The organism is Pseudomonas sp. TE4620 (genome assembly GCF_056279045.1).
This window is the reverse complement of record NZ_JBWBQO010000001.1, coordinates 1,003,806-1,030,058: the sequence shown is the minus strand read 5'-3', so window position 1 is coordinate 1,030,058 and position 26,253 is coordinate 1,003,806. Positions and strand designations below refer to the sequence as shown.

The following is a 26,253-nucleotide window of genomic DNA, read 5'->3' as shown; positions in this document are numbered from 1 at the left end:
TACACTCTGGTGAAAAGCCATTTGTATACAATTACAAAATCAAAGAGGCACAAAACCATGAGCAAAATGAGAGCAATTGATGCAGCCGTTCTGGTGATGCGCCGCGAAGGTGTGGAAACCGCGTTTGGCATTCCGGGTGCAGCCATCAACCCCCTGTACTCGGCCCTGAAGAAAGTCGGCGGTATCGATCACGTCCTCGCTCGTCACGTTGAAGGCGCCTCGCACATGGCCGAGGGTTACACCCGCACCAAGGCCGGCAACATCGGCGTGTGCATCGGCACCTCCGGCCCTGCCGGCACCGACATGGTCACCGGCCTGTACAGTGCCTCGGCCGACTCCATCCCGATCCTGTGCATCACCGGCCAAGCGCCGCGTGCCCGCATGCACAAGGAAGATTTCCAGGCCGTCGACATCACCAGCATCGTCAAGCCGGTGACCAAGTGGGCGACCACCGTTCTGGAACCCGGCCAGGTGCCGTATGCGTTCCAGAAAGCCTTCTATGAAATGCGCTCCGGCCGCCCAGGCCCGGTGCTGATCGACCTGCCGTTCGACGTGCAGATGGCCGAGATCGAATTCGACATCGATGCCTACCAGCCGCTGCCGGTGCAAAAGCCTGCGGCCAACCGTGTTCAGGTCGAGAAAGCCCTGGCCATGCTCGACACTGCCGAGCGTCCATTGCTGGTTGCCGGTGGCGGCATCATCAACGCCGATGCCTGCGACAAGCTGGTGGAATTCGCTGAGCTGACCGGTATCCCGGTGATCCCGACCCTGATGGGCTGGGGCATCATCCCTGACGATCACCCGCTGATGGTCGGCATGGTCGGCCTGCAGACCTCGCACCGCTACGGCAACGCCACTATGCTCAAGTCCGACGTGGTGCTGGGTATCGGCAACCGTTGGGCCAACCGTCACACCGGTTCCGTTGACGTCTACACCGAAGGCCGCCGCTTCATTCACGTCGACATCGAGCCGACCCAGATTGGCCGCGTGTTCACCCCGGACCTGGGTATCGTTTCCGACGCTGGCGCCGCCCTGGACGTGTTCCTGGAAGTGGCCCGCGAGTGGAAAGCCGCCGGCAAGCTCAAGGACCGCAGCGCCTGGCTCGAAGACTGCCAGCAGCGCAAGTCGAGCCTGCAGCGCAAGACCCACTTCGACAACGTGCCGGTCAAGCCGCAGCGCGTTTACCAGGAAATGAACCAGGTGTTCGGCAAGGACACCTGCTACGTCAGCACCATCGGTCTGTCGCAGATCGCCGGCGCGCAGTTCCTCCACGTCTACAAGCCACGCCACTGGATCAACTGCGGCCAGGCCGGTCCGCTGGGCTGGACCATTCCTGCGGCGCTGGGCGTGGTCAAGGCCGACCCGACTCGCAAGGTCGTGGCACTGTCGGGCGACTATGACTTCCAGTTCATGATCGAAGAGCTGGCAGTGGGCGCGCAGTTCAACCTGCCCTACGTCCACGTGCTGGTGAACAACTCCTACCTGGGCCTGATCCGCCAGGCCCAGCGCGGCTTCGAGATGGATTACTGTGTGCAGCTGGCGTTCGAGAACGTCAACGCGCCGGAACTCAACGGTTATGGCGTCGATCACGTCGCCGTGGTCGAAGGCCTGGGCTGCAAGGCCCTGCGCGTGACCGAGCCTGGCGAGATCGCCCCGGCCCTGCTCAAGGCGCAAAAGCTGGCTGAAGAGTTCCGGGTACCGGTGGTGGTCGAGGTTATCCTCGAGCGCGTGACCAACATTTCCATGGGCACCGAAATCAACGCGGTCAACGAATTCGAAGACCTGGCCCTGGTCGGCAACGACGCGCCAACCGCGATTTCCCTGCTCGACTGATCGCTGCGAAGGCCCTGCTGCCGGGTGCACAGGGCCCCTTTTTGCAAGGAGACAACCATGCCACGTTTCGCCGCCAACCTGTCCATGCTGTTCACCGAGCAGGACTTCCTCGCCCGTTTCAAGGCTGCTGCCGACGCCGGCTTCAGCGGTGTCGAGTACCTGTTCCCGTACGACTTCAGCTCGGCTGAAATCAAGCAGCAGCTCGATGCCCACGGCCTGACCCAGGTGCTGTTCAACCTGCCGGCCGGCGACTGGGCCAAGGGTGATCGCGGCATCGCCTGCGACCCGGCCCGTGTCGAGGAATTCCGCGCCGGTGTCGATCTGGCCATCGCCTACGCCCAGGTGCTGGGCAACACCCAGGTCAACTGCCTGGCCGGCATCCGTCCACAAGGCCCGGACTGCGCCACGGTGCGCAAGACCTTCGTCGACAACCTCAAGTTTGCCGCCGACAAGCTGCAGGCCGCCGGGATCAAGCTGGTCATGGAAATGATCAACACCCGCGACATCCCGGGCTTCTACCTGAACACCACCAAACAGGCGCTGGAGATCCAGGCCGAGGTGGCGAGCAGCAACCTGTACCTGCAATACGACATCTACCACATGCAGATCATGGAGGGCGATCTTGCCCGTACCGTGCAGAGCAACCTGGCCAAGATCAACCACATCCAGCTGGCCGACAACCCCGGCCGCAACGAGCCGGGTACTGGCGAGATCAACTATCGCTTCCTCTTCGAACACCTGGACCGCATCGGCTACCAGGGCTGGGTGGGCTGTGAATACAAGCCGCTGACCACTACCGAAGCGGGCCTTGGCTGGCTGAAGACCCATAACGCGATTTAAGGATTCCCTGTAGGAGCGGGCTTGCCCCGCGATAGCGGCGGTACGGCCACTATCGAATCGCGGGGCAAGCCCGCTCCTACAGTGCCCTGCATCCAACAATTACAAGAGGCATTTCTCATGGCTAAAATCGGATTTATCGGCACCGGCATCATGGGCCGCCCAATGGCGCAGAACCTGCAAAAAGCCGGTCACAGCCTGTTCCTCTCGACCCACCACGACGCCGCGCCTGCCGACCTGGTCGCCGCCGGCGCCGTAGCCCTGGCCAACCCGAAAGAAGTGGCCCAGGAAGCTGAATTCATCATCGTCATGGTCCCCGATACCCCGCAGGTTGAAGCGGTGCTGTTCGGCGACAACGGCGTGGCCCAGGGCGTCGGCCCGAACAAGGTGGTGATCGACATGAGCTCGATCTCGCCAACCGCCACCAAAGCCTTCGCCGAGAAGATCAAGGCCACCGGCGCCACCTACCTCGACGCGCCGGTGTCCGGCGGTGAAGTCGGTGCCAAGGCCGCGACCCTGAGCATCATGGTCGGCGGCTGCCCGAACGCCTTCGAACGCGCCCTGCCGCTGTTCCAGGTCATGGGCAAGAACATCACCCGCGTCGGCGGCAGCGGCGACGGCCAGACTGCCAAGGTCGCCAACCAGATCATCGTCGCCCTGAACATCCAGGCGGTGGCCGAAGCGCTGCTGTTCGCCGCCAAGAACGGCGCCGACCCTGCCAAGGTGCGTGAAGCACTGATGGGCGGCTTCGCTTCGTCGAAAATCCTCGAAGTGCATGGCGAGCGCATGATCAAGGGCACCTTCGACCCGGGCTTCCGTATCAGCCTGCACCAGAAAGACCTGAACCTGGCCCTGCAAGGTGCCAAGGAACTGAACATCAACCTGCCCAACACCGCCAACGCCCAGCAAGTGTTCAGCACCTGCGCGGCCATCGGCGGCGCCAACTGGGACCACTCGGCGCTGATCAAGGGCCTTGAGCACATGGCCAACTTCTCGATCCGCGGTGAAGAGTAAGAGGCCAGTTGCAAGCTTCAAGCTGCAAGTAAAAGCAGGCCGCGCGTCGATCCGCTTTCTCTTGCGGCTTGGAGCTTGAAGCTTGCCGCTTTCAGCGCCCCTGGGTCGGCCTGCACGGAGGCGGGCCCAGGGGCGTTTTTGATTCTGAAAAACAATAAGATTGGAGCCTGCCATGTCGGTCGATCCGCAACACTTTCTGCGCGAGCTGTTCGCCACGGCCATCGATGCCGCGCATCCCCGCCAGGTCCTTGAAGCCCACCTGCCCAGCGACCGCAGCGGTCGCGTCATCGTCATCGGCGCCGGCAAGGCTGCCGCGGCCATGGCTGAAGTCGTCGAGCGCGCCTGGAAGGGCCCGGTTTCCGGCCTGGTGGTTACCCGCTACGGCCATGGCGCCAGCTGCTCGAAAATCGAAGTGGTCGAAGCCGCCCACCCGGTCCCGGATGCCGCCGGCCTGGCCGTGGCCAAGCGGGTACTGGAAATGGTCAGCAACCTCACGGCTGACGACCGGGTGATTTTCCTGCTCTCCGGCGGTGGTTCGGCGCTGCTGGCGCTGCCTGCCGAAGGCCTGACCCTGGCCGACAAGCAACAGATCAACAAGGCCCTGCTCAAATCCGGCGCCACCATCGGCGAGATGAACTGCGTGCGCAAGCACCTCTCGGCGATCAAGGGCGGGCGCCTGGCCAAGGCTTGCTGGCCGGCCACCGTCTATACCTATGCGATTTCCGATGTACCCGGGGATCTGGCCACGGTCATTGCCTCCGGCCCCACCGTGGCCGACCCGAGCACCTCGGCCGAAGCCCTGGCGATCCTCAAGCGCTACAACATCGAAGCGCCTGCTGCGGTCACCGCCTGGCTCAACAACCCGGCCTCCGAGACCGTCAAGGCTGACGACCCGGCCCTGGCCCGCAGCCACTTCCAGCTGATCGCCCGGCCCCAGCAGTCGCTGGAAGCGGCAGCGGTCAAAGCCCGCCAGGCCGGCTTCAGCCCGCTGATCCTTGGCGACCTCGAAGGCGAGTCGCGCGAGGTGGCCAAGGTCCATGCCGGCATCGCCCGGCAGATCGTCCAGCACGGCCAGCCGCTGTCGCCACCCTGCGTGATCCTCTCCGGTGGCGAAACCACCGTGACCGTGCGCGGCAATGGCCGTGGCGGGCGCAACGCCGAGTTTTTGCTGAGCCTGACCGAAAGCCTCAAGGGCCTGCGCGGGGTCTATGCCCTGGCCGGTGACACCGATGGCATCGACGGCTCCGAAGACAACGCCGGCGCACTGATGACCCCGGACAGCTACGCCCGCGCCGCGGCGCTGGGCCTGTCGGCCAGTGACGAGCTGGACAACAACAATGGCTACGGCTACTTCGCCGCGCTCGATGACTTGATCGTTACCGAGCCGACGCGGACCAACGTCAACGATTTTCGCGCCATCCTGATTCTCGAGAGTGCCTGACATGACGCCTGATAAAAAAGTCAAAATCCTCGCCACCCTCGGTCCTGCGATCAAGGGCATCGATGACATCCGCCAACTGGTCGAGGCCGGGGTGAACATCTTTCGCCTGAACTTCAGCCACGGCGAGCACGAAGACCACGCCCTGCGCTACCAGTGGATCCGCGAGGTGGAGAGCCAGCTCAACTACCCGCTGGGCATCCTCATGGACCTGCAGGGGCCTAAACTGCGCGTCGGCCGTTTTGCCGAGGGCAAGGTCCAGCTGCAACGCGGCCAGGCCCTGCGCCTGGACCTGGACAGCACCCCGGGTACGCTTGAGCGGGTCAACCTGCCGCACCCGGAAATCATCGCTGCGCTGGAGCCGGGCATGGACCTGCTGCTCGACGACGGCAAGCTGCGCCTGCGGGTGACCGCCAAGCACAGCGACGCGATCGAGACCGAAGTGCTCAACGGCGGCGAGCTGTCCGACCGCAAGGGCGTCAACGTGCCGCAAGCGGTACTCGACCTCAGCCCGCTGACCGCCAAGGACCGCCGCGACCTGAGCTTCGGCCTGGAGCTGGGCGTGGACTGGGTGGCACTGTCGTTCGTGCAGCGCCCGGAAGACATCGTCGAAGCGCGCCAGCTGATCGGTGACCGTGCCTACCTGATGGCCAAGATCGAAAAGCCCTCGGCGGTGACCCAACTGCGCGCCATTGCCGAGCTCAGCGACGCGATCATGGTTGCCCGTGGCGACCTGGGCGTGGAAGTGCCGGCCGAAAGCGTGCCGCAGATCCAGAAGGGCATCATCAACACCTGCCGCGAACTGGGTAAACCGGTGGTGGTGGCCACGCAGATGCTCGAATCGATGCGCTTCTCCCCGGCCCCGACCCGCGCCGAAGTCACCGACGTCGCCAACGCCGTGGCCGAAGGCGCCGATGCGGTGATGCTCTCGGCCGAGACCGCTTCGGGCGACTACCCGCTGGAAGCGGTACAGATGATGAGCAAGATCATCCGCCAGGTGGAGAACGGCCCAGACTACCAGGCGCAACTCGACGTCGGCCGGCCGAAAGCCGAGGCCACCGTGTCGGATGCCATCAGCTGCGCGATCCGCCGCATCAGCGGCATCCTGCCGGTGGCGGTGCTGGTCAACTACAGCGAATCGGGGGCTTCGACCCTGCGCGCTGCACGCGAGCGGCCACGGGCGCCGATCCTCAACCTGACGCCCAACCTGTCCACCGCCCGGCGCCTGAGCGTGGCCTGGGGTGTGCATTCGGTGGTCAACGATCGCCTGCGCCAGGTCGACGAGATCTGCTCCACCGCCCTGGAGATCGCCCAGGCCCAGGGCATGGCCAGCCGCGGCGACACGCTGTTGATCACCGCCGGTGTGCCTTTTGGCAAGCCGGGGTCGACTAACACGCTGCGGATCGAGACCTTGATCTGAGGTAGACCGCTCCCACAGGTTTGTGGGAGCGGGCTTGACCCGCGATGAATGCAACACAAACCCCAGGTGGGACAACCCGGCCCAAAGAGGCTCCCCACTCCACATCAACCCAGACTGCCCCCATGTACACCAAGAATTTCGTCAACCCGTGCCCCGACTGGGCCACTGCCTTGCTCAACGGCTTCAGCCAGGTGCTGCTGCAGCGCAATCCGCTGTGTGGCCTGTGCTGCCTGCTGGCTATCACCCTGACCGCGCCCGACCTGGTCGGCGGCGCGCTGCTCGGGGCCCTAGCCGGGCTGCTGACTGCCCAGCGCCGTGGCTACAACCGCACTGACCGCCAGGCCGGCCTGTACAGCTACAACGGCGTGCTGATTGGTCTGCTGATCAGCTATGCCCTGCCCTGGTCGGCGATTCTGCCGCCACTGATCATCGCCGCTGGCGGCCTGAGCAGCATGCTCGTGCACCAGTGGCTCAAGCGCGGCCCCAGGCAACTGCTGCCTGCCTATACCGCGCCGTTCGTGTTGCTCGGCTGGGCCGCCCTGGCCATGGCCGAACCCGCCAGCGCCACCAGCACCAGTGTCGAGGCCAACCCGCTGTTCGCCCTGGCCCGCGGCCTTGGGCAGATCTTCTTGCTCGACCAGCCGCTGGCCGGCGTGCTGATCGCCCTCGGCCTGCTGATCTCCAATCGCTACGCCGCCGTCTGGGCCCTGCTCGGCTCGGCCATCGGCGGCAGCGTGGCGTTGCTCGGTGGCGAGGCCACGGCGGCCTACAACGGCCTGTTCGGTTTCAATGCCGCCCTCGCCGCCCTGGCCTTCAGCCAGGAACGCCAGCGGCCCTGGCTGCCGCTGCTGGCCATCGTCCTGGCAATTGCCCTGCAACCAGCGGTGAGCCTGCTGCCGGTCGCCGGCCTGACTGCGCCGTTCATTCTCGCCTGCTGGCTGCTGCATGCCGGCGGCCGCCTGCTGCGCCTGCCGCTATCCCACAGCCGGCGTCGCTTGCACAGCTGAGGTGCAGCCCCTAGGCTCTGCCCATCTGCCTTTGGAACGAGCCTATGGACACCCCTTCGAGCTGGCGCGAGCGGCTCTACGTCATCGTCTTTCAAACCGACACCACGGCCGGCCGGCGCTTCGACAAGATCCTCCTGCTGATCATTCTCGCCAGCCTGGTAACGGTGATCCTCGACAGCATCGACGAGGTGCACCAGGGTTATGCCGGGTTGCTGGCGGCCGTCGAGTGGGGCTTTACCGCGATCTTTCTGGTCGAGTACCTGATCCGCTTGTATTGCTCGCCCAAGCCCTTGCGCTACGCCTTCAGTTTTTATGGCCTGGTCGACCTGCTGGCGATCGTCCCGGGGATCATCGCCCTGTACTACAGCGACGCCCAATACCTGCTGATCATCCGCGTCGTACGTATGCTGCGGATCTTTCGCGTGCTCAAGCTCAGCCCCTACCTCAAGCAGGCCCATTACCTGCTCGCGGCGCTGCGCGGCAGCAAGCAGAAGATCATCGTGTTCCTGCTCAGCGTCTCGACCCTGGTCACCGTGTTCGGCACCCTGATGTATGTGGTCGAAGGTCCCGAGCATGGCTTTACCAGCATCCCCAAGGGCATCTACTGGGCGATCGTCACCCTGACCACGGTCGGCTTTGGCGACATCGTGCCCAAAACCCCGCTGGGCCAGGTGTTGTCGTCGATGGTGATGATCACCGGTTACTCGATCATCGCCGTGCCCACCGGGATTTTCACCGCCGAGCTTGCCAACGCCATGCGCGGCGAACAGCTACAGCACGACTGCCCGGTGTGCCGGAAAAACAGCCACGAGCACGGCGCGGCGTTCTGCTCGCGCTGCGGCAATGCGCTGTTTAAAAAAATGGAATAAGCAAAGCACTTTTTAATCTTTTAGCGCCTAAAGCCCAACCGTTATAGTCGCTGGCATAATGCCTTTAACGCTAACTCGAACAAGGAATGCGCAGTGAAAAAACTCTTCAGTGCCTCGCTTCTGGCCGCAAGCCTCGCCTTCGGCTCCGTGGCCCAGGCTGCTCCGGCGCCGCTGCTGAACGTCTCGTACGACGTGATGCGCGACTTCTACAAGGATTACAACGCCGCGTTCCAGAAGCACTGGGAAGCCGAGCACAAAGAGAAGATCACCGTGCAGATGTCGTTCGGTGGCTCGAGCAAGCAGGCCCGTTCGGTAATCGACGGCCTGCCGGCTGACGTCATCACCATGAACATGGCCACCGACATCAATGCCCTGGCCGACAACGGCAAGCTGGTGCCGGACAACTGGGTCACGCGCCTGCCGAACAACAGCGCGCCGTTCACCTCGGCCACTGTGTTCATCGTGCGCAAGGGCAACCCCAAGGCCCTGAAAGACTGGCCCGACCTGCTCAAAGACGGCGTCCAGGTCATTGTGCCAAACCCGAAAACCTCCGGTAACGGCCGCTACACCTACCTCTCGGCCTGGGGCTATGTGCTGAAGAACGGCGGTGACGAGAACAAGGCCAAGGACTTTGTCGGCAAGCTGTTCAAGCAGGCGCCAGTGCTCGATACCGGTGGCCGCGCCGCCACCACCACCTTCATGACCAACCAGATCGGCGACGTGCTGGTGACCTTCGAGAACGAAGCCGAAATGATCGCCCGCGAGTTCGGTCGTGACCAGTTCGAAGTCATCTACCCAAGCGTCTCCGCCGAAGCCGAGCCACCGGTGAGTGTGGTCGACAAGGTGGTCGAGAAGAAAGGCAGCCGCGCCACCGCCGAGGCATACCTGAAATACCTGTGGTCGCCTGAGGCCCAGGAAATCGCCGCCAACAACTACCTGCGTCCGCGTGATCCAGCGGTGCTGGCCAAGTACACCGACCGCTTCCCGAAAGTCGACTTCCTCTCGGTCGAGAAGACCTTCGGTGACTGGCGCACCGTGCAGAAAACCCACTTCAACGATGGCGGGATTTTCGACCAGATCTACACCGGGCAGTAATGGCCTCATCGCGGGTCAGTCGAGGTGACGCCTCGACTTGACCCGCGATTGCTTCACCCCCTATCGAACTTACCCTCCCATTTGCTGATCAGTTCATTGACTACCCTTTCCGTCATCCACGGCTCAAGGAGTGCCCAGTGACCCGATCTTTACTCACCTTGCTGTTCAGTTGTCTGTTGAGCAGCCAGCTGTTCGCCGCCGAACCTTCGCCCGCCGCACCAACACCTGAACCTGAACCCGTGGTCCAGGGCGGCCTGCTCGGCGCCATTGCCGATGGCCTGGACGATGTCAGCCAGGAACTGGATATCGACAGCCACCTGTTCGACAGCTGGCGCCTGCGCGCCGACCGCGCCGCCAATGAAGTCGATCAACTGGTCAACCGCCACGCCGGTCGCGATGGCCTCGACCTGCTCGGCGATTTCGCCCTGCTGAGCATCACCTGGCTGGTCGCCTTCGCGGTGCTCACCAACCTCGGCCGCCTGCTGGCCCATCGCAGCAACAACAGCCGCCCGCTGCGCCAACGCCCGCGCCTGCAGAAACTGCTCGGCTACCTGCTGCCCTATACCCTGCCGGCCCTGGCCAGCCTGCCGACCACGCTGTACGTCAGCCACTATCTGGAGCCGTCGGTAGGCCGCGCCCTGGGCCTGAGCCTGGCCTATGCCACCAGCAGCGGTATCTTCTCGACCTCGATCATCCTGTGCCTGATCACCCTGTTCGACACCGGCCACAAGCGCGCGGCGGTGCGCATCATTCGCCAGCTGGCGCCTCGGCCGCTGTTCATGATCGGCTTTCTGGCGGCCTGGAGCGATGCCCTGACCAGCCCGCAGATCGCCCGGCAACTGGGCGGCAACATCACCAGCAGCGTGGCGGTAATCACCGGCCTGCTGGCGACCCTGGCGTTCGCCGTCCTGGTGATTCGCCTGCGCCGCCCGGTGGCGCACCTGATCCGCAACCGCGCGCTCAAGGAGCGCTTGCAGCACCGCGCCGTGCAGGAAACCCTGCGGATCTTTTCCTGGCTCTGGTACCTGCCGATCCTGATGATGATCCTGGTCTCGGCCATCACCCTGATCGGCGCCGGCGAAGAGAGCCAGAAGGCCCTGCAAAACGCTTTGCTGACCACCATTTTGCTGATCGCCACGCTGTTTCTCAGCACCACCTTGCAGCACCTGTTCAAGGCCCACGACATCGAACCCGGGCAACGCCTGCGTCCGTACAAGGAACTGCTGCGCAACCTTGCCCACGCGCTGCTGCGCATCGCCATGGCAGTGGCCTTCATCGAGCTGCTGGGGCGCATCTGGGGCTTTTCGGTGCTCGATTTTGCCCTGCGCAACAGCCTGGGCCGGGCGATCAGTGATTCACTGAGCAGCATCGGCCTGATCCTGCTGGTCACCTGGCTGCTGTGGGTGGTGATCGACACGGCGATCCAGGAAGCCCTCAAGCCCACGGTCGGGCGGCGCTCGTCGCGCCAGCCGAGCACCCGGGTGCGGACCATCCTGCCGATGCTGCGCAATGCCATCAAGATCATCCTGGTGGTGATCTGCACCATCACCACCATGGCCAATCTGGGCATCAACGTCGCGCCCTTGCTGGCCGGCGCCGGGGTGGTCGGCCTGGCGATCGGTTTCGGCTCCCAGCAACTGGTGCAGGACGTGATCACCGGGCTGTTCATCCTCATCGAAGACACCATCGCCATCGGCGACTGGGTGGTGCTCGATTCCGGGCATGCCGGCACGGTCGAGAGCCTGACCATCCGCACCTTGCGCCTGCGTGATGGCAAGGGCTTCGTGCACTCGGTACCGTTCGGCCAGATCAAGGCGGTCACCAACCAGTCACGGCAGTTCGCCTATGCGTTCTTCTCGGTGCAGTTCAGCTACCAGACCGACGTCGACAGCGCGCTGAAACTGATCCGCGAAGTCGGCCAGTCGATCAGCGAAGACCCGCTGCTGCGCCACAGCCTGCAAGGGCCGCTGCAGGTGTTCGGGGTCGACAGCATGAACCTCAACGGCATCACTTTGACCGCGCAGTTTCGCACCAGCTCCGGCGGGCAATATGCGGTCAATCGCGCCTTCAACGAACGGCTGAAAAAGCGCGTCGACCAGACCGACGACGTGAGCTTTGCGCAATACAATCCGCCACCGCAAAAAGTCGCTGAAGAACCGGCCTGATTGCTTTAACCCCAGCGGCCATCGGTGCTAAAGTCGCGGCCATGAACCGCGCCCCCTCCGACCGCCCGCTGATTGCCTGGACCTTGTACTTCTGTGTCCTGTTCAATCTGTTCGCCTGCGGTATCGGTCACGGGCAGATGATGGGCCTGCAACTCAACGGTATCGGCGGCGCCTATTGCTCGGCCATGGGCAGCGCCGGGCCGACGCTGAAAAGCGATTTCGGCGATCAGACGGTGGCCGGCTGGGACAGCATGCAGACCTGCCCGGTGTGCGCTGCCGCCGTGGTCTGCCTGGGCCTGGTGCTGGTCATCGGCTGGCTGCTGGCGGTTACCCGGGTACGTCGCTATCACCGTGAACTGCGCAGCAAAGCGCCGCCGCGATATTGCTGGCCGGCCGCCAACCCCCGCGCCTCCCCGCTTCTGGCTTGAACCTCCTGGCAGCCGCTTGGGCTGCCCGAAACCGGCCGTTTTTTGCTGTGCCTGCCTGACAGGTGCAGGCGGCCGCTGGCTCAATTTCCAGAGTGTGATTCATGCCCTACTCCTATCGCCTTTACGGTTGCGCGGCGCTGCTGTGCGCGTTGCCCCTCCACGCTGTGGCCGAGGCGCCGCTGACCCTGCCCGACCTGCGTATCAACAGCCGCGCCGACGCCGAAGACGGCGTGCTGCTCGACACCCCGTCGCAAACCGCTTCGCGCCTTGGCCTCACCCCGCGGGAAACCCCGGCCTCGGTGAGCATCGTCAACCGCCAGCAGATCGAGCAACGCGGCGCGCAGACCACCCAGGACGCGCTTAACGGCGTGCCCGGCATGACCGCCGCCTCACCACCGGGTTCGGCAGGCTCGGTGGCTTACCGGGGGTTTTCCGGGGGGCAGATCACCCAGCTGTTCAACGGCATCAGCGTGCAGTACGACTCGGTTGCCGCGCGCCCGGTCGACAGCTGGATCTATGACCGCGTCGAAGCCGTCGGCGGGCCGTCGAGCTTCCTGTTTGGCGCTGGCGCCGTCGGCGGCTCGATCAACTACATCAGCAAACTGGCCAGCCGCGACGAGAACTTCAACGAAGGCAGGATCAAGTACGGCTCCTACGACAGCAGCGAGACCTCGTTCGGCTTCAACCATGCGCTCAACGACGGCGATGGCATCCGCAACTACGCACGCCTGGATTTCAGCCACAGCAAGAGCAACGGCTATGTCGATCGCGAAGAGCGCGATGCCTGGACCGTGGCGTTCTCGCTGCTCACCGACATCAACGACCAGCTGTCCCACACCCTGGCCGTGGAGTACCAGAACGAAACGGTCGACAGCCCCTATTGGGGCAGCCCGGTGCTCAACCCGCTGGGCGGCGAAATGAAGGTCGACGAGAGCCGCCGCTTCGAAAACTACAACGTCGAGGACGGCCGCTACGAGCAGCGCGTTCGCTGGCTGCGCTCAATCACCGAGTACCGCTTCAACGACAACACCTCGCTGCGCAACACCCTCTACCACTACAACACCGAGCGTGATTTTCGTAACCTCGAAACCTACGCCTACAATGCCGACAACAGCCGGGTCAACCGCTCCAACGCGCTGCTGCAACGCCATGACCAGGAGCTCAACGGCAACCGCTTCGAATTGCTGCACGAGGGCCAGTTGTTCGGCCTCAACAGCCAGTGGTCGGCGGGCCTGGACTACAGCCACAACGTGCAGATGACCTACCCGCGCTCGATCACCGGTATTTTCGACAGTGTCGATCCGGCCAGCTTCGAACCCGGGCATTTCTATGACCTGAAGGGCATGGTCCCGGGCTTTCAGAAGAACCGCGAGAACACCGTCGACACCTGGGCGGCGTTCGTCGAGAACCGCCTGCAACTGACCGAGCGCCTGTCGCTGCTGACCGGTTTGCGCTATGACCATATCGACCTCGATGTGCACAACTACCGCACGGTCGATGCCAACAACCCGCTGGACTTCCAGCGCAGCTACGAGCCCACCACCGGGCGCATCGGCCTGGTCTACGAGCTGACCCCGGCGGCCAACGTCTATGTGCAGTACAGCACCGCCGCCGACCCGCCCTCGGGCATGCTCAGCACAGCCAGTTTTGCCACCGTACGCGACTTCGACCTGAGCACCGGCAAGCAGCTGGAAGTGGGCAGCAAGTTCAGCTTCCTCGATGGCCGCGGCGCCGCCACCGTTGCCGCCTACCAGATCGAGCGCAAGAACCTCGCCACCGCCGATGCCGCCAACCCCAGCGTCACCCAGCCGGTGGGCAAGCAGACCTCACGCGGGGTAGAAGTGGCCGCCTCGCTGCACGTCACACCGAAGCTGTTGGCCGAGGGCAACTTTGCCTACGTCGACGCCCAGTACGACGAGTTCAACGAGAACGTCGGCGGTCGCTCGATCTCGCGCAAGGGCAATACCCCGACCAACATCCCCGAGCGGGTCGCCAACCTGTGGCTGACCTACGACATCGACCCGAGCTGGCAAATCGGTGCCGACAGCCGCTACGTGTCTTCGGTGTATGCCGACGCAGCCAACACCCGCTACGCGCCGGCCTACACGATCTTCGGTGCCTTCGTCGGTTTCAAGGTCGATGACGACACGCGCATCACGGCCCGGGTGCGCAACCTGACCGACGAGGTGTATGCCCGCTGGACCTCCTCGAGCATGCTCTACCTCGGTGCCCCGCGCACCCTGGAGCTGGCCGTGCAGACGCGCTTCTAGGACGCCGCCGATGAAACGTTACCTGTACCTGTGGCACCGCTGGCTGGGCATCGGCTTATGCCTGTTCATGGCCCTGTGGTTCTTCTCGGGGATGGTCATGCTGTATGTCGGCTACCCCAAGCTGACCCCGCGCGAGCACTACGCTCACCTGCCGCAGTTGCGCGTTCAGGATTGCTGCGTCGACCTCGGCACTGCCCTGCGCAGTGCCGATGCCGAGCGCACCCCGGCCAGCATCCGCCTGAGCACGGTGGCCGGCACGCCGCGCTACCTGTTCAGCTATCCAGGCCGGGCCAGCGTGGCGGTGGACGCCCGCACGGGCCAGCGCCTGCAGGCGATCGATCGCGAACAGGCCCTGGCCAGTGCGCATCAATACGATCCGCAGGCAACAGCCCGTTATGCCGGGGTGGTGACCGAAGACCTGTGGAGCCACTCGCGCGCCCTCGACGCCGAGCGCCCGCTGCAGCGGGTGCAGCTCGACGATGGCGCACGCACCCTGCTGTACATCTCCGGCCATACCGGCGAAGTGGTGCGCGATGCCAGCGCCCTGGAGCGCGGCTGGAACCTGGTCGGCGCCTGGCTGCACTGGCTGTATCCATTACGCGGCATTGGCGTCGACGGCCTGTGGAGCAACCTGGTGATCAGCCTGTCGCTGGCCGGCACGCTGATGGCGTTGCTTGGCGCGGTGATCGGGATCCTGCGCTGGCGCCTGCGCAAGCCCTACCGCAGTGGCTCGCGTTCGCCCTACCGGGGCTTTGCCCGCTGGCACCATATTGGCGGCTTGCTGTTTGGCGTGCTGGCGATTACCTGGATTTTCAGTGGCTTGATGTCGATGAACCCGTGGCGGCTGTTCAGCAGCTCAATGCCGTTGAATGTTGCGGCCTATCAAGGCGGGCCGTTGACCGCGGCGGCTTTTCCGCTGTCGGCCTCTGAGGCGCTGGCGCGGTTCGAGCAGCAAGGTTTCAAGGCCCGTGAGCTGGAATGGCGCTTGATTGCGGGTGCGGGGTACCTGGTCGGTCATGATGGCGCCGGGCGCACGCGGGTGCTGTCGATGGCCGACGGCCAGGTGCTCGAACGCCTGCCGCGGGAGGTGCTGGAGCGCGCCGCACAAGCGATCCTGCCCCAGGGCCAGATGTACAGCGAGCAGCTTGAAGCCTACGACTTCTACTACTACGCCCGGGCCGAGCAAAGCATGCTCGGCCACCTGGAAAAGCGCTTGCCAGTGTTGCGCGTACGCTTTGCAGACCCGCAACAGACCTGGCTGCACCTGGACCTGTACACCGGCGAGGTGCTGGGTGTACTGGACCAGCCGCGGCGCGTGTCGCGCTGGTTGTTCTCGTTGCTGCACAGCTGGGACTGGCTACCGCTGTTGCAACGGCGGCCATTGTGGGATGCCTGGATGATCGCCTTCAGCCTGGGCGGGCTGGTGCTCAGTGTCAGCGGTGTGGTGCTGGGCTGGCGGCGCTTAGCCAAGTAGGAGCGGGCTTGCCCCGCGATAGCATTCTGTCCGCCACATCGCATCGCGGGCAAGCCCGCTCCTACACAAGGGCCCTGAACACCAGCGCCTTCAAGCCACCCGCCGGATCGCTGTCGGGAAACTCCGGCGGGTTGGCCAGGCGTTCGACAAAGCTCAGCTCCGGTGCTTGCTCAGCCATGCCTTCGATGAGAAAGTCCGGGCCAACGGCCGGGTCGTTGACGCAGGCCAGCACCGTGCCGCCGGCGTTCAACAACTCCGGCAGGCGCCGCAGGATCTTGCGGTAGTCCTGGGTCAGGACAAAGCTGCCCTTCTGGAAGCTTGGCGGGTCGATGATGATCAAGTCATAGGGCCCGGACTTGCGCACCTTGCCCCACGACTTGAACAGCTCATGGCCAAGAAAACTCACCTTGCCCAGGTCATGGCCGTTGAGCCGATGGTTATCGCGCCCGCGGCTCAATGCCGAGCGCGCCATGTCCAGGTTGACCACCTGCTCGGCGCCACCGGCAATCGCCGCCAGCGAAAAACCGCAGGTGTAGGCGAACAGGTTGAGCACGCGCTTGCCCGCCGCCTGCTCACGCACCCAGCGCCGACCATAGCGCATGTCGAGGAACAGACCGGTGTTCTGCTTGAGGCCCAGGTCCAGCTGATAGCGCAAGCCGTCCTCATCGATCAACCAGTGCTCGCTGGGGGTACCCAGCAGCCACTGCCCGGGGCTGTCCGGCAGGTAGCGGTGCTGAATCAGAATGGCCTGGCCGCGCCAGCCTGGCGCCTGGGCAAGCGTCAGGAGCATCTGCTCCAGGGCCGGCAACTGGCCTTCGGGCGGCTGGCGAAACAGCGACACCAGCAACCCCCCCTGCAGCCAGTCCACGGTGATCTGCTCAAGCCCCGGCCAGCAGCGCCCGCGGCCATGGAACAGGCGCCGGGTTTCGCTCGGCGCCGGGTCGAGGGCGGCGAGCAGGTGCTGCTGGAGGGTGTCGATCACAGAGGTCATGGGCAGATTCAATCGGGTAAAGCCGCCTATTCTACCTTGCCCCGCCGGTGACAACAGGCCGTTCGGCCATTGATGAACACGATGGGTGAATGTGACCGGTTTTTGTCGCTTTTTTTACCCGACGCCGTTGCCGATAGTGCCTGCACCTTCACTAACGGAATCTTGCCATGCCTGCCCTGAAAATCGAGTTCTTCCACGACGTCGTTTGCGCCTGGTGCTTTGTCCTGGCCCCGCGCCTCAAGCAGTTGCAAGCTGAGTTCGAGCTGGATATCCAGCACCGCAGCTTCATCCTGCAAAGCAGCCGCGAGGCGATGATCCAGCGCTTCGGCTCGATGCCCCAGGCCAAGGAAACCATCCTCGATCACTGGCAGGCCTGCGCCCGCGCCGAGGACGAAAAGCGCATCAATATCCCGGGCATGCGCGAGCAAAGCTTCGAATACCCCAACGGCCTGCTCGCCGCCACCGCCTGCCAGGCGGCCCACGCACTGGCTGGCAATGCCGGTCACGAACTGATGTTCGACCGCCTGCAGTGGGCGCACCTGGTCAAGAACCGCAATATCGGTGACAAGGCCACTGTACTGGCCATCGCTGCAGAGGCCGGCTTCGAGCCGCAAGCTTTTGCCCACAGCCTCGAACACGACGCCCCTGCCTTGCTGGAGCGCGACCTGCAGCAAGGCCGTGAACTGAACTTGCGTTCGGTGCCTTCGCTGGTGATCGCCGAGCGCTTTCGCTTGTCTGAATGCATGACCCTGGAGCAGTTGCGCCAGGTCTTCAGCGATATTCGCGCCAACCTGGACAACAGCGAGGGCTAGGCGAGCGCACGACTGTTGCACTGCTGGCAGTGTTCACCAATCACCCGCACCAGCAACTGCACCTCGGGACTGTGCCGCAGTGCTTCGGGGTAACCGATGTACAAGGGCACGTCCCGCTGGCGCTGATGCTGCAACGCCAGCCGATGCAAGCGCCCGGCAGCCAGCGCATCAATGATCGCGTGCTCGGGCAGCCAGGCAAACCCCATGCCGCGCTCGACCAGGGTACAGGCCGCCGCCAGGCTGCTGACCGTCCAGCGCTGGGAGGTGCCGAGCCAGCCGCTGTTCTGCGGATAACGGGTGCCCGAGTCACGAATCACCACCTGCCGATGCGCATGCAAATCCGCCAGGCCCAGCTCGCCCCGGCTGGCGGCCAGCGGGTGATCGGCGCCGACCACGCAAACCAGCCTGACGTTCAGCAGCAACTCGTGCACATAACCGGCAGGAAGGCTGCTGGCGATCGCCAGCTCGACCTTGCCGTCTTCCAACAGTTCGCGCGCACCGGACAGCGCGGTTTCGTACAGGCGAATCCGGTAGTTTTCGAAGGTCGCCGAAAACCCCTGCAACCCTGCTTGCAGCAGCTCCAGCGGGAACAATACATCGACCGCCAGCGCCAGCTCACTGAGCACCCCCGGCTGATACTGGTTGGCCAATTGTTCAAGCTTTTGCGCCGCGCCGAGCAAATGCTTGGCCTGGGGCAGCAACGCCTGGCCCAAGGAAGTCAACACCGCCTTGCGACCTTCAATGATGAACAACTCCTGGCCAAGCAGCGCCTCCATGCGATTGACCGAATGGCTGACCGCCGACTGGGACTTGAACAAATGCTCGGCAGCTTGCAGATAGCCGCCGCACTCGACCGTGGCGACAAACGCGCGCCACTGCTCGAGACTGATTCTGGAAAACATGCCTACCTCCCTGTCTGCGTTTCAGCGTTGCGCGGCGCCCCGCAACGGGGCCAAGCACAAGCATCTACACTAGCATTCCACCCCTGTGCTGGAGAACGATCATGAGCGACACTCCGTCCATAGTCCTGGTCCATGGTTTCTGGGGCGGCGCCGCCCACTGGAGCCGGGTCATCCTCGAACTGTCACGCCTGGGCCACCGCAACCTGCATGCGGTGGAGATGCCCTTGACCTCGCTTGCCGATGACGCTGAACGCACGCGCAAGATGGTCGCCTCGATACCCGGCAAGGTGCTGCTGGTCGGCCATTCCTACGGCGGTGCGGTGATTACCCAGATGGGCAACCAGGCCAATGTCGCCGGCCTTGTGTACATCGCCGCCTTCGCCCCCGACAGCGGCGAAAGCCCCGGCGCCATCACCGCCAAGAACCCGCCGCAAGCGGCAGCCAACCTGCAACCAGATGGCGATGGCTACCTGTGGATCAAACCCGACAAACTGCACGAAAGCTTTTGCCAGGACCTGAGCAAGGATGAAGGGTTGGTGATGAGCGTGACCCAGAAGGCGCCACTGGCCAGCACCTTCGGTGACACCATCGGTGAGCCCGCATGGAAGCACAAACCCAGCTGGTACCAGCTCTCGACCCAGGACCGGATGATCCACCCGGACAACCAGAAACTCATGGCAGAACGCCTGCAGCCCAAGGAGCTGCTGACCCTGGAGGCCAGCCATGCCTCGCTGGTGTCCAGGGCCGCCGAAGTGGCCGCCCTGATCGATCGCGCAGCCGTCAGTCTGGCTTGACCGCCGGGGCCTTGAGCGCAGGCTTGAACCACCAGCCTTGCTGCATGCCGGCCGCGGCCAGCAGGATCGCGGCCACACCCAGCCATTGCAGCGGCGCCAGGCGATGGCCAAAGGCGAACCAGTCGACGAAAATCGCTGCGATCGGGTAGATGAACGACAGCGCCCCGGTCAAGGCGGTCGGCAGCTTCTGGATCGCGCCGTACAGCAGCACATACATCACCCCGGTGTGGAGGATGCCCAGGGTCACCAGGCTGGCCAGCGCACCGACGTCGCCCGGCAGGCCACTGGTATTGGCCCAGGGCGCCAGCAGGAGGATGCCGGTGCACACCTGGATCAGCGCGATCAGGTGCGGCGGCGTGCCGCTCAGGCGCTTGATGATCAGCGCCGCCACGGCGTACAGAAACGCCGCGCCCAGGGCCAGGGCGATGCCCAGCAGGTAGTCGTTGCCAGTGCCATCCTGGCTGCCATGGGCACTGACGATCGCCAGCATGCCGGCAAAGGAGACCGCTAGCCAGAACAGCTTGGGCGCGGTGATTTTCTCACCGAGAAACAGCGCCGCCAGGCCCACCAGCATGAACGGCTGGACGTTGTATACCGCAGTGCCGATTGCAATCGAGGCGCGTGAGTAGGAGGCAAACAGCAGCACCCAGTTGCCGACGATGGCCACGCCGCTGAGTACCGCCAGGGCGAAGGTGGCCAGGGTCAGGATACCGGGCTTGAGAAAGCCCATGGCCAGGCAGATCAGCAGCAAGGTGCCAGCACCGAACACACAGCGCCAGAACACCACATCCAGTACCGGTTGCCCGGACACCAGCACGAACCAGCCAATGGTCCCGGATATCAACATCGCGGCGACCATCTCGAACGACCCACGGCGGATTGAACTGTCCATCACTCACCTCCTTGACGATGGGTAAATTATGGCAAGGGCAGCGGCGACCGTTCCAGTGGATAAAACAGGCTAGACTGACCTTGTACCTTTACTATCAAGGCAGTTTTCGCATTTTGCCTAACGAGGCCTGTATGACCGACGATATCGACCAACTGTTGATCAAGGCACTGATGGAAGACTCGCGGCGCTCGCTCAAGGCCCTGGCGCAGCTCAGCGGGCTGTCAGCACCGAGCGTCAGCGAACGCCTGCGCCGCCTTGAAGAGCGTGGCGTGCTCAAGGGCTACACGGTAGAGATCGACCCGCGCTGCTTCGGCTACCAGCTACAGGCCATCGTCCGCGTGCGGCCGCTGCCCGGGCAACTGCAGGAAGTGGAGCGGCAGATCATGGCCATCCCCGAGTTCACCGAGTGCGACAAGGTCACCGGCGATGACTGCTTTATCGCGCGCCTGCACGTGCGCTCGATGGAAGAGCTCGACACCGTGCTGGACAAGCTCAACAGCCACGCCGAGACCAACACCGCGATCGTCAAGAAGACCCCGGTGAAACGGCGCTTGCCGCCGATGGCCTGATAACAGCGCAGAAACTACTGCACCGGCTCACTCGACGGCCTGGCAATCAGGCCCTTCAGTTCACTGGTCATCGCAAACTCCAGGTTCAGGCCATTGGGTGGAATCGGCTGCTGGAACCAGCGGTTGTAGATCGCCTCGATGCGCCCGCTGCGATAGACATCCGCCAACGCTTCATTGACCAGCGCCAGCAAGCCGTCATCGCCCTTGCGCACCATGCAGCTGTAGATCTCCTTCGATTGCGCCTCGCCCACCACCACCCAGTCGTGCGGATTGCGCGCCTTGGCCCGCTCGCCGTACAGCAGCGCATCATCCATGTAGAACGCCGCCGCGCGCCCGGACTGCAGCATCATGAACGCCTCGCCGTGGTCCTTGGCACTGATCACCGAAGCCCCCAACTGGTGCTTCAGGTTGTAGTTCTTCAGGTACTTCTCGTTGGTGGTGCCGGCGGTGCTGACCACATTCTTGCCCTTGAGGTCATCCAGGCCCTGGATGCCGCTGTCTTTTTTGGTCAGCAACTGGCCTTTGACGAAAATAAAGCCATAGGAGAAATCCACCTGCTTCTGCCGCTCGGCGGTGACCCCGGTGGTGCCGCACTCCAGATCGACCGTGCCGTTCTGCACCAGCGGGATGCGCGTCTGCGAAGTCACCAGGTTGTAGCGCACCTTGAGCGGCGGCACCGCCAGCTTGGCCTGCAGGTGCTTGACGATCTCAGCCGCAAGATCGACCGAATAGCCCATGGGCTTGCCGCTGTGGTCGCCCACATAAGAAAACGGAATGGACGAGTCGCGATAGCCGAGGGTGATGCTGCCGGATTCGGCGATCTTCTTCAGGCTGCCGCTGAGCGTCGGCGTTTGCGCCAGCAGCGGCTGGGCAAAACACAATGACAGGGCAAGCAGAGCAGGACGGTGCAAACGGGGAATCGACATCGGGACACTCCTTGCGGTTGTTGTTCTTGTTCGGTTCAGGCCGCCCGTGGGGTCAGGCCGTGCAGGTCGATTGACGGCGCGCGACCCGCGATCAGTTCGGCCAACAGCTGGCCACTGGCGCAGGCCAGGGTGAAACCCAGGGCGCCATGGCCAAGATTGAGCCACAGGTTGCGGTACGCCGTGGCCCCGAGCAACGGTACGCCGCTGGGGGTGGCCGGGCGCATGCCGGCCCATTCGCGGGCCTGGGCGTAGTCGGCGGCATCGGGCAAGGTCGCCCCGGCCAACTGGCGCATGCTGGCCAGCCGTGCCGGATCGAGCGATTCATCAAAGCCGACGATGTCGACCATGGCGGCGACGCGCAGTTGGTCTTCGAGGCGGGCATAGACGATTTTGCGGTCGTAGTCGGTGATGCTTACCTGCGGTGCCCGCTGCCCGGCCTTGATCGGTGCGGTCAGGCTGTAGCCTTTGAGCGGATAGATCGGCAACTGCAGCCCCGGCAGGCTGAGGCTGGCGCTGCGGTGCCCGGCGCACAGCACCAGGCGCTCCACCGGCACGACCTGCTCGCTCAGCTCCAGCGCCTGCACTACCCCACCACTGTGGCGGATGCGCGTCACTGCTTGCCCGAGCATCAGGCGGCATTGCCCCGACGCCTGCAGGCGCTCGACCAGGGCCAGGCAGAAACGATGACAATCGGCGACCTCTTCATCCGCGGTGAACACCCCGCCAATGAACGGCGCATCGGCCAGGGCCGGTTCCAGCGCGCGGATCTCCTGCGCATCCAGCACCTGCTGGCCCTGCGGGTCGAGCAGGTGCTGGCGGGCATGGGCAAAGGTTGCGCGATTACGAAAGGTCACCAGCTTGCCATTGCGCCGCCAGGCAAAGCCGTCCAGGCCATCGTCCTCGCGCCATTGCTTGAGCGTACCCTGGCTGAGCAAGGCCAGGCGCAGCAGATGTGCGGCATTGGTGCGATTGACCGAACTGCGACACGCCGCCATGAACGCGCCCATCCAGCGCCACTGCGCCAGGTCCAGGCGCGGGCGTAACTTGAGCGGTGACTCGCTGCGCAGCAGCCAGCCCAGCGCCTGCAACGGCACCCCGGCATCGGCCAGCGGCGCGACATAGCGATAGGACAACTGCCCGCCATTGGCAAAGCTGGTGCCGCCCGCCAGGCCCTCGCGTGCCTCGACCAGATCGACGGCAAAGCCTTCGCGCACCAGCGCGTAGGCCGTTGCCAGACCAATCACGCCGCCGCCGATCACCGTTACCCGCTGTGCCATGTGCTTTCATCCGCCAATCTGAAGGCCTTCAGACTAGGCCCGGTGACAGCCTGACGATAATGAATAAAAATGGGCAGACCATAAACAAAGGTTATGGGCTACCCCATGCGCTTGCGTCATATCGAAGTGTTCCAGGCCATCCGCCAGACCGGCTCCATCAGCGGCGCCGCGCAGTTGCTGCACGTCACCCAGCCGGCGGTGTCGAAAATACTCCAACACGCCGAAGCGCAGCTGGGTTTCCCGCTGTTCCTGCGGGTGCGCGGCAAGTTGCAGATCACCCCCGAGGCCCTGGCCCTGGAACGCGAAGTCGACAAGGTCAGCGACAGCGTTGAAGGGGTGCGGCGCCTGGCCGCCAGCCTGCGCCGGCAACCGGGCATGAGCCTGCGCATCGGGGCGACGCCGGCGCTGGCCCTGGCGTTGTTTGCGCCGGTGATCCGCCAATGGGCCGAGCGCCACCCGCAGTCCGAATGCGAACTGTCGAGCCTGCACAGCCGCGAGCTGGTGCAGCAGTTGCTGATGCGCGAAATCGATGTCGCCCTGACCTTGCGCCACCCCGAACACCCCGGCCTGAATGTCCAGCCCCTGGCCCACGGCAAGCTGGTGGCACTGGCCCCCAAAGGCTACTGGAGCGCAGACAGCCAGGGCTTGGCGCTGGCAGTTGAAGAACTGGCCGATGCGCCCTTGATCGGCCTGAGCAGCAGCGACCCGCTGGCCGCCCAGGTCGGCCAGTACCTGAAGAACCTTGAGCCGGCGCCGCGCACCAGCATCCGGGTGCAGACCTACTCCCTGGCCCGGGCCATGGTCGAATCCGGAGCGGGGTTGGCTTTGATCGATCCGTTCACCGCCCAAGGCTCGGCGCAAACGCTGGTGCGGCCGTTGGATCCGGCCTTGCCGATTACCCTGTACGCCCTGACCCGCGCCAACGAAAGCCAGCCGCACACGCTCGACGACCTCTTGCAACTGTTCAGCGAACGGGCCGAAGAACAGATCGCCCACGTCAGCCGCGCGTCTCGCCTTGAAAAGCGCTGACAAGCAGCCCATCCTTGCGCCCCCACCTTTGCAAGGATCGCAGCATGGTTCGACTTTTCATTGCGTTTGCCGCGCTGTTCGCCAGTGCCACTGTCCTGGCCGTGCCGCCCGTGCACGTCTATCGCGGCACCCAGGGCGACACCGCCATTGAAGTCGCCCTGACCTACGACGCCCAGCACAAGACCCTCGAGGGTTACTGGCTTGATGAACAGCGCCAGTGGCTGATCCCCCTTGAGCGCACGCCCCATGACTATCGCTTGCCGCTGTTGATCAACATCTTCAACAACCCGGAGCTGCCGTCCGCTGCACTGCTGATTCAGCCGTTTGCCTTCAGCCACGACCGCGAGCTGACCGGCACCCGGGTTGATCTGCGCAACCGCGAACGACAGGCGCTGGCGCTCAAGCGCGTGACCCGCTTCAGCGACCGTCAGGATTCGTCCTGGCAGGGCGAACTGCTGCAACTGCCGCTGGACGGCCGCCGGCTATTTCGCGTGCATGCACACAAGGCCGCCGGCGAGTATGTCGGCACCATCGATCGCATCACTGTCCTCGATCGCACCAGCGGCCAGCCGGTGCAGGTCATCGATAACCTGGCGCTGTTTTTCCAGGGCACTGCGAGCCTGAGTTTTGCCGACTTCAACGCTGACGGTGTGACCGATTTCAAGGCCATCCCGGTCGGGCAATTGGCCAGCGGCGGTGCTGCAGGGCAAGACCCGCAGTACTACGTGTATCAAGCCGACAGCAATCGCTATGAGCTCAAGACCGAGCAACAAGCCAGGGAGCGCAACCAATGAACACCTTGGGCAAATGCCTGCTGGGCGCCGGGTTGCTCGGCCTGAGCCTGGGCGCCCAGGCTTACCAGTCCGTTTACCAGGGCACCCTGGGCAAGCAGGCGATCACCCTGGTGATCGAGAAAACCAATGACTACAAGCACGGTTTCTACTTTTACGACCGCTACCGCACGCCGATCCGCCTCAAGCGCTCGGTCAACGCCGGCCGCCAGTTGTTCATGGACGAACTGGACAGCGCCGGTCTGCCCACCGCTCGGCTGAAGTTCTACAACCCCGATGACAACGCCGCCACCAAGCCGATACTCGGCACCTGGACGGCCTACGCCAATGCCCGGCAACTTCCCCTGGAGTTGCGCCTGGTAGCGGACTTCGGTCATCAACAGGTCTGGCCTGCCGGCACTGCGTCACTGCCCCAGGCGGCCTCTACCGAGCGTTTCTATTTCCAGATTCCGCTGGCCGATGACCACGACCGGGTGAAGACCATCGAGGTCATCGACAAGGCCAGCGGCAAGCGCGTGCAAACCCTCGACGTAGGCCTGCCCGGTTGCTACAGCCAGGGTATCGACAGCGTCAAGGTGCGTCTTGAAGGCGGCAGTACCCAGGTGCTGCTAGAAGCCAACAGCTATTGCCTGGGCAAGGTGTTTGAATGGCGCGAGGCCAAGGGGCAGTTCGAAGCGCTGAACTGAGTATCAGCTCGGGCAGCTGTGCTCGCCGTTGTTCAGGCCCTGCTTGTAGTTGCGGCTGAGCAGGCTGGCCTTGCCGTCGTGCCAGGTCAGGGTCAGTACGTACATCGAGTCGAAGTCCTCGCCGTCCCAGTCGTCGGTGATCACCCGTTTTTCACCGAGGGCCTTGCCGGCCACGGTGTTGATCAGTTCCGGCAGGTAGCCGTGGGACCAGGCGGTATAGACGGTGGCGTTGCGGTACTTGTCCTGCAGCAGTTCGTCGGCCAGATCGCCGGTATCGTTGGCGCCGAAGTCGATGTTCACCGGCAGGCCGAGCTTGATGGCACTGGGGCTGATGGTCATCAGCGGGCGGATATAGCTGTAGGCGTCGTCGTTGCTGCCCTCTTCGACGTGCCGGGACGGGTTGGCCGCGAACACATAGTCGGCCTTGCCGAACTTCTCCGGCAGCAAGGTGGCCAGGTCCAGGGCGCGGTTCAGGCCCTGGCAGTTGAGCTGCCCCAGGCCCTCGCCGGGCTTTTCGGCATGACGCAGGAACACCAGGGTCTGCACACCGTCCACAGGTGCTGCGCGGCTTTCCAGCGCCTCGACGGCCAGCAGGCCGACACCGGCAAGCAGGGCAAGGGACAACGCAGCGTGACGGTGACGCTTGAACAGGGAGGGCAACTTCATAGGGCTCTTCACAGCAAAAAGGGTTGAGGCTGACCCGCCTGTGCCACCCCGCGGCCGAAGCCGCGGGG

Annotated in this window: 24 protein-coding genes; 18 read left to right on the top strand and 6 right to left on the bottom strand. The window is 64.2% G+C overall.

Features of this window, described 5'->3' with window-relative positions:
* The first annotated feature begins 57 nt into the window (after positions 1 to 57).
* From gcl to ACZ9A3_RS04890, 12 genes are all read left to right on the top strand, one after another.
* Positions 58 to 1,833, top strand: coding sequence for a glyoxylate carboligase (gene gcl, locus ACZ9A3_RS04945; RefSeq protein WP_045200404.1), 1,776 nt, complete (start codon positions 58 to 60; stop codon positions 1,831 to 1,833).
* A 57-nt stretch (positions 1,834 to 1,890) separates the two neighbouring features.
* Positions 1,891 to 2,673, top strand: coding sequence for a hydroxypyruvate isomerase (gene hyi / locus ACZ9A3_RS04940; protein WP_093385501.1), 783 nt, complete (start codon positions 1,891 to 1,893; stop codon positions 2,671 to 2,673).
* A gap of 117 nt (positions 2,674 to 2,790) precedes the next feature.
* Positions 2,791 to 3,684: a 2-hydroxy-3-oxopropionate reductase gene (locus ACZ9A3_RS04935; RefSeq protein ID WP_045200397.1), complete on the top strand. Its 894-nt coding sequence runs from the start codon at positions 2,791 to 2,793 to the stop codon at positions 3,682 to 3,684.
* Positions 3,685 to 3,856: 172 nt separating this feature from the next.
* Positions 3,857 to 5,125 carry a glycerate kinase type-2 family protein gene (locus tag ACZ9A3_RS04930; RefSeq protein ID WP_045200395.1) on the top strand — a complete coding sequence of 423 codons (1,269 nt, stop codon included), beginning with the start codon at positions 3,857 to 3,859 and terminating at the stop codon, positions 5,123 to 5,125.
* A gap of 1 nt (position 5,126) precedes the next feature.
* Positions 5,127 to 6,542, top strand: coding sequence for a pyruvate kinase (gene pyk / locus ACZ9A3_RS04925; protein ID WP_123568113.1), 1,416 nt, complete (start codon positions 5,127 to 5,129; stop codon positions 6,540 to 6,542).
* Between the two features lie 122 nt (positions 6,543 to 6,664).
* A complete protein-coding gene (locus ACZ9A3_RS04920; RefSeq protein WP_093385510.1) occupies positions 6,665 to 7,549 on the top strand; it encodes an urea transporter in 885 nt (294 codons plus the stop codon).
* Positions 7,550 to 7,593: 44 nt separating this feature from the next.
* Positions 7,594 to 8,418 (top strand): ion transporter, encoded by an 825-nt coding sequence (locus tag ACZ9A3_RS04915; RefSeq protein WP_045200389.1) that lies wholly within the window; start codon positions 7,594 to 7,596, stop codon positions 8,416 to 8,418.
* Between the two features lie 93 nt (positions 8,419 to 8,511).
* Positions 8,512 to 9,513 (top strand): sulfate ABC transporter substrate-binding protein, encoded by a 1,002-nt coding sequence (locus ACZ9A3_RS04910; protein WP_123568109.1) that lies wholly within the window; start codon positions 8,512 to 8,514, stop codon positions 9,511 to 9,513.
* A gap of 137 nt (positions 9,514 to 9,650) precedes the next feature.
* Complete coding sequence (locus ACZ9A3_RS04905) at positions 9,651 to 11,678, top strand: mechanosensitive ion channel family protein (RefSeq protein WP_195883391.1); 2,028 nt, start codon at positions 9,651 to 9,653, stop codon at positions 11,676 to 11,678.
* A gap of 41 nt (positions 11,679 to 11,719) precedes the next feature.
* On the top strand, positions 11,720 to 12,106 hold the full coding sequence (locus tag ACZ9A3_RS04900; protein WP_476252192.1) for a DUF2946 domain-containing protein: 387 nt from the start codon (positions 11,720 to 11,722) through the stop codon (positions 12,104 to 12,106).
* Between the two features lie 101 nt (positions 12,107 to 12,207).
* On the top strand, positions 12,208 to 14,376 hold the full coding sequence (locus ACZ9A3_RS04895; RefSeq protein ID WP_476252191.1) for a TonB-dependent receptor: 2,169 nt from the start codon (positions 12,208 to 12,210) through the stop codon (positions 14,374 to 14,376).
* Between the two features lie 10 nt (positions 14,377 to 14,386).
* A complete protein-coding gene (locus ACZ9A3_RS04890; protein WP_476252190.1) occupies positions 14,387 to 15,850 on the top strand; it encodes a PepSY domain-containing protein in 1,464 nt (487 codons plus the stop codon).
* A gap of 61 nt (positions 15,851 to 15,911) precedes the next feature.
* On the opposite strand, the gene ACZ9A3_RS04885 is transcribed toward ACZ9A3_RS04890, so the two are convergent.
* Complete coding sequence (locus tag ACZ9A3_RS04885; RefSeq protein ID WP_476252189.1) at positions 15,912 to 16,841, bottom strand: class I SAM-dependent methyltransferase; 930 nt, start codon at positions 16,839 to 16,841, stop codon at positions 15,912 to 15,914.
* 167 nt (positions 16,842 to 17,008) lie between these two features.
* On the opposite strand from ACZ9A3_RS04885, the gene ACZ9A3_RS04880 reads away from it, so the two are divergent.
* Positions 17,009 to 17,653 carry a DsbA family oxidoreductase gene (locus tag ACZ9A3_RS04880; protein ID WP_213602037.1) on the top strand — a complete coding sequence of 215 codons (645 nt, stop codon included), beginning with the start codon at positions 17,009 to 17,011 and terminating at the stop codon, positions 17,651 to 17,653.
* On the opposite strand, the gene ACZ9A3_RS04875 is transcribed toward ACZ9A3_RS04880, so the two are convergent.
* A complete protein-coding gene (locus tag ACZ9A3_RS04875; protein WP_213602038.1) occupies positions 17,650 to 18,555 on the bottom strand; it encodes a LysR family transcriptional regulator in 906 nt (301 codons plus the stop codon). The genes ACZ9A3_RS04880 and ACZ9A3_RS04875 overlap by 4 nt on opposite strands.
* 101 nt (positions 18,556 to 18,656) lie before the next feature.
* Here ACZ9A3_RS04875 and ACZ9A3_RS04870 point away from each other — a divergent pair, with 101 nt between their 5' ends.
* Positions 18,657 to 19,349, top strand: coding sequence for an alpha/beta hydrolase (locus ACZ9A3_RS04870; protein ID WP_045200372.1), 693 nt, complete (start codon positions 18,657 to 18,659; stop codon positions 19,347 to 19,349).
* Here the strand turns inward: ACZ9A3_RS04870 and ACZ9A3_RS04865 are convergent.
* Positions 19,336 to 20,241: a DMT family transporter gene (locus ACZ9A3_RS04865; RefSeq protein WP_476252188.1), complete on the bottom strand. Its 906-nt coding sequence runs from the start codon at positions 20,239 to 20,241 to the stop codon at positions 19,336 to 19,338. The genes ACZ9A3_RS04870 and ACZ9A3_RS04865 overlap by 14 nt on opposite strands.
* Positions 20,242 to 20,372: 131 nt before the next feature.
* On the opposite strand from ACZ9A3_RS04865, the gene ACZ9A3_RS04860 reads away from it, so the two are divergent.
* Positions 20,373 to 20,810: an Lrp/AsnC family transcriptional regulator gene (locus ACZ9A3_RS04860; protein WP_045200368.1), complete on the top strand. Its 438-nt coding sequence runs from the start codon at positions 20,373 to 20,375 to the stop codon at positions 20,808 to 20,810.
* Positions 20,811 to 20,824: 14 nt separating this feature from the next.
* Here ACZ9A3_RS04860 and ACZ9A3_RS04855 read toward each other — a convergent pair whose 3' ends face one another.
* Positions 20,825 to 21,736 (bottom strand): transporter substrate-binding domain-containing protein, encoded by a 912-nt coding sequence (locus ACZ9A3_RS04855; RefSeq protein ID WP_476252187.1) that lies wholly within the window; start codon positions 21,734 to 21,736, stop codon positions 20,825 to 20,827.
* Positions 21,737 to 21,771: 35 nt separating this feature from the next.
* Entirely contained in the window at positions 21,772 to 23,013 is a 1,242-nt protein-coding gene (locus tag ACZ9A3_RS04850; protein ID WP_213602041.1) for a D-amino acid dehydrogenase, read from the bottom strand.
* 105 nt (positions 23,014 to 23,118) lie between these two features.
* Between ACZ9A3_RS04850 and ACZ9A3_RS04845 the strand changes: the two genes are divergently transcribed.
* The 3 genes from ACZ9A3_RS04845 to ACZ9A3_RS04835 are packed head-to-tail and all read left to right on the top strand — an operon-like array spanning position 23,119 to position 25,519.
* Positions 23,119 to 24,042 carry a LysR family transcriptional regulator gene (locus ACZ9A3_RS04845; protein ID WP_213602043.1) on the top strand — a complete coding sequence of 308 codons (924 nt, stop codon included), beginning with the start codon at positions 23,119 to 23,121 and terminating at the stop codon, positions 24,040 to 24,042.
* A gap of 44 nt (positions 24,043 to 24,086) precedes the next feature.
* Positions 24,087 to 24,836, top strand: a complete 750-nt coding sequence (locus tag ACZ9A3_RS04840) for a hypothetical protein (protein ID WP_093385553.1) — start codon at positions 24,087 to 24,089, stop codon at positions 24,834 to 24,836.
* Positions 24,833 to 25,519 carry a hypothetical protein gene (locus ACZ9A3_RS04835; protein WP_093385558.1) on the top strand — a complete coding sequence of 229 codons (687 nt, stop codon included), beginning with the start codon at positions 24,833 to 24,835 and terminating at the stop codon, positions 25,517 to 25,519. Before ACZ9A3_RS04840 ends, ACZ9A3_RS04835 begins: the two co-directional genes overlap by 4 nt.
* Before the next feature lie 3 nt (positions 25,520 to 25,522).
* On the opposite strand, the gene ACZ9A3_RS04830 is transcribed toward ACZ9A3_RS04835, so the two are convergent.
* The gene (locus tag ACZ9A3_RS04830; protein ID WP_045200362.1) at positions 25,523 to 26,185 is read right to left on the bottom strand and encodes a hypothetical protein; all 663 of its coding nucleotides are present in this window, start codon (positions 26,183 to 26,185) and stop codon (positions 25,523 to 25,525) included.
* Between the last annotated feature and the right edge of the window lie 68 nt (positions 26,186 to 26,253).

Coding starts and splice junctions, on each gene's coding strand:
- gcl (WP_045200404.1), top strand. CDS start 58: ATGAGCAAAATGAGAGCAATTGATGCAGCCGTTCTGGTGATGCGCCGC.
- ACZ9A3_RS04850 (WP_213602041.1), bottom strand. CDS start 23,013: ATGGCACAGCGGGTAACGGTGATCGGCGGCGGCGTGATTGGTCTGGCA.
- ACZ9A3_RS04860 (WP_045200368.1), top strand. CDS start 20,373: ATGACCGACGATATCGACCAACTGTTGATCAAGGCACTGATGGAAGAC.
- ACZ9A3_RS04930 (WP_045200395.1), top strand. CDS start 3,857: ATGTCGGTCGATCCGCAACACTTTCTGCGCGAGCTGTTCGCCACGGCC.
- ACZ9A3_RS04885 (WP_476252189.1), bottom strand. CDS start 16,841: ATGACCTCTGTGATCGACACCCTCCAGCAGCACCTGCTCGCCGCCCTC.
- ACZ9A3_RS04880 (WP_213602037.1), top strand. CDS start 17,009: ATGCCTGCCCTGAAAATCGAGTTCTTCCACGACGTCGTTTGCGCCTGG.
- hyi (WP_093385501.1), top strand. CDS start 1,891: ATGCCACGTTTCGCCGCCAACCTGTCCATGCTGTTCACCGAGCAGGAC.
- pyk (WP_123568113.1), top strand. CDS start 5,127: ATGACGCCTGATAAAAAAGTCAAAATCCTCGCCACCCTCGGTCCTGCG.
- ACZ9A3_RS04865 (WP_476252188.1), bottom strand. CDS start 20,241: ATGGACAGTTCAATCCGCCGTGGGTCGTTCGAGATGGTCGCCGCGATG.
- ACZ9A3_RS04835 (WP_093385558.1), top strand. CDS start 24,833: ATGAACACCTTGGGCAAATGCCTGCTGGGCGCCGGGTTGCTCGGCCTG.
- ACZ9A3_RS04900 (WP_476252192.1), top strand. CDS start 11,720: ATGAACCGCGCCCCCTCCGACCGCCCGCTGATTGCCTGGACCTTGTAC.
- ACZ9A3_RS04895 (WP_476252191.1), top strand. CDS start 12,208: ATGCCCTACTCCTATCGCCTTTACGGTTGCGCGGCGCTGCTGTGCGCG.
- ACZ9A3_RS04855 (WP_476252187.1), bottom strand. CDS start 21,736: ATGTCGATTCCCCGTTTGCACCGTCCTGCTCTGCTTGCCCTGTCATTG.
- ACZ9A3_RS04845 (WP_213602043.1), top strand. CDS start 23,119: ATGCGCTTGCGTCATATCGAAGTGTTCCAGGCCATCCGCCAGACCGGC.
- ACZ9A3_RS04915 (WP_045200389.1), top strand. CDS start 7,594: ATGGACACCCCTTCGAGCTGGCGCGAGCGGCTCTACGTCATCGTCTTT.
- ACZ9A3_RS04840 (WP_093385553.1), top strand. CDS start 24,087: ATGGTTCGACTTTTCATTGCGTTTGCCGCGCTGTTCGCCAGTGCCACT.
- ACZ9A3_RS04935 (WP_045200397.1), top strand. CDS start 2,791: ATGGCTAAAATCGGATTTATCGGCACCGGCATCATGGGCCGCCCAATG.
- ACZ9A3_RS04830 (WP_045200362.1), bottom strand. CDS start 26,185: ATGAAGTTGCCCTCCCTGTTCAAGCGTCACCGTCACGCTGCGTTGTCC.
- ACZ9A3_RS04920 (WP_093385510.1), top strand. CDS start 6,665: ATGTACACCAAGAATTTCGTCAACCCGTGCCCCGACTGGGCCACTGCC.
- ACZ9A3_RS04870 (WP_045200372.1), top strand. CDS start 18,657: ATGAGCGACACTCCGTCCATAGTCCTGGTCCATGGTTTCTGGGGCGGC.
- ACZ9A3_RS04875 (WP_213602038.1), bottom strand. CDS start 18,555: ATGTTTTCCAGAATCAGTCTCGAGCAGTGGCGCGCGTTTGTCGCCACG.
- ACZ9A3_RS04890 (WP_476252190.1), top strand. CDS start 14,387: ATGAAACGTTACCTGTACCTGTGGCACCGCTGGCTGGGCATCGGCTTA.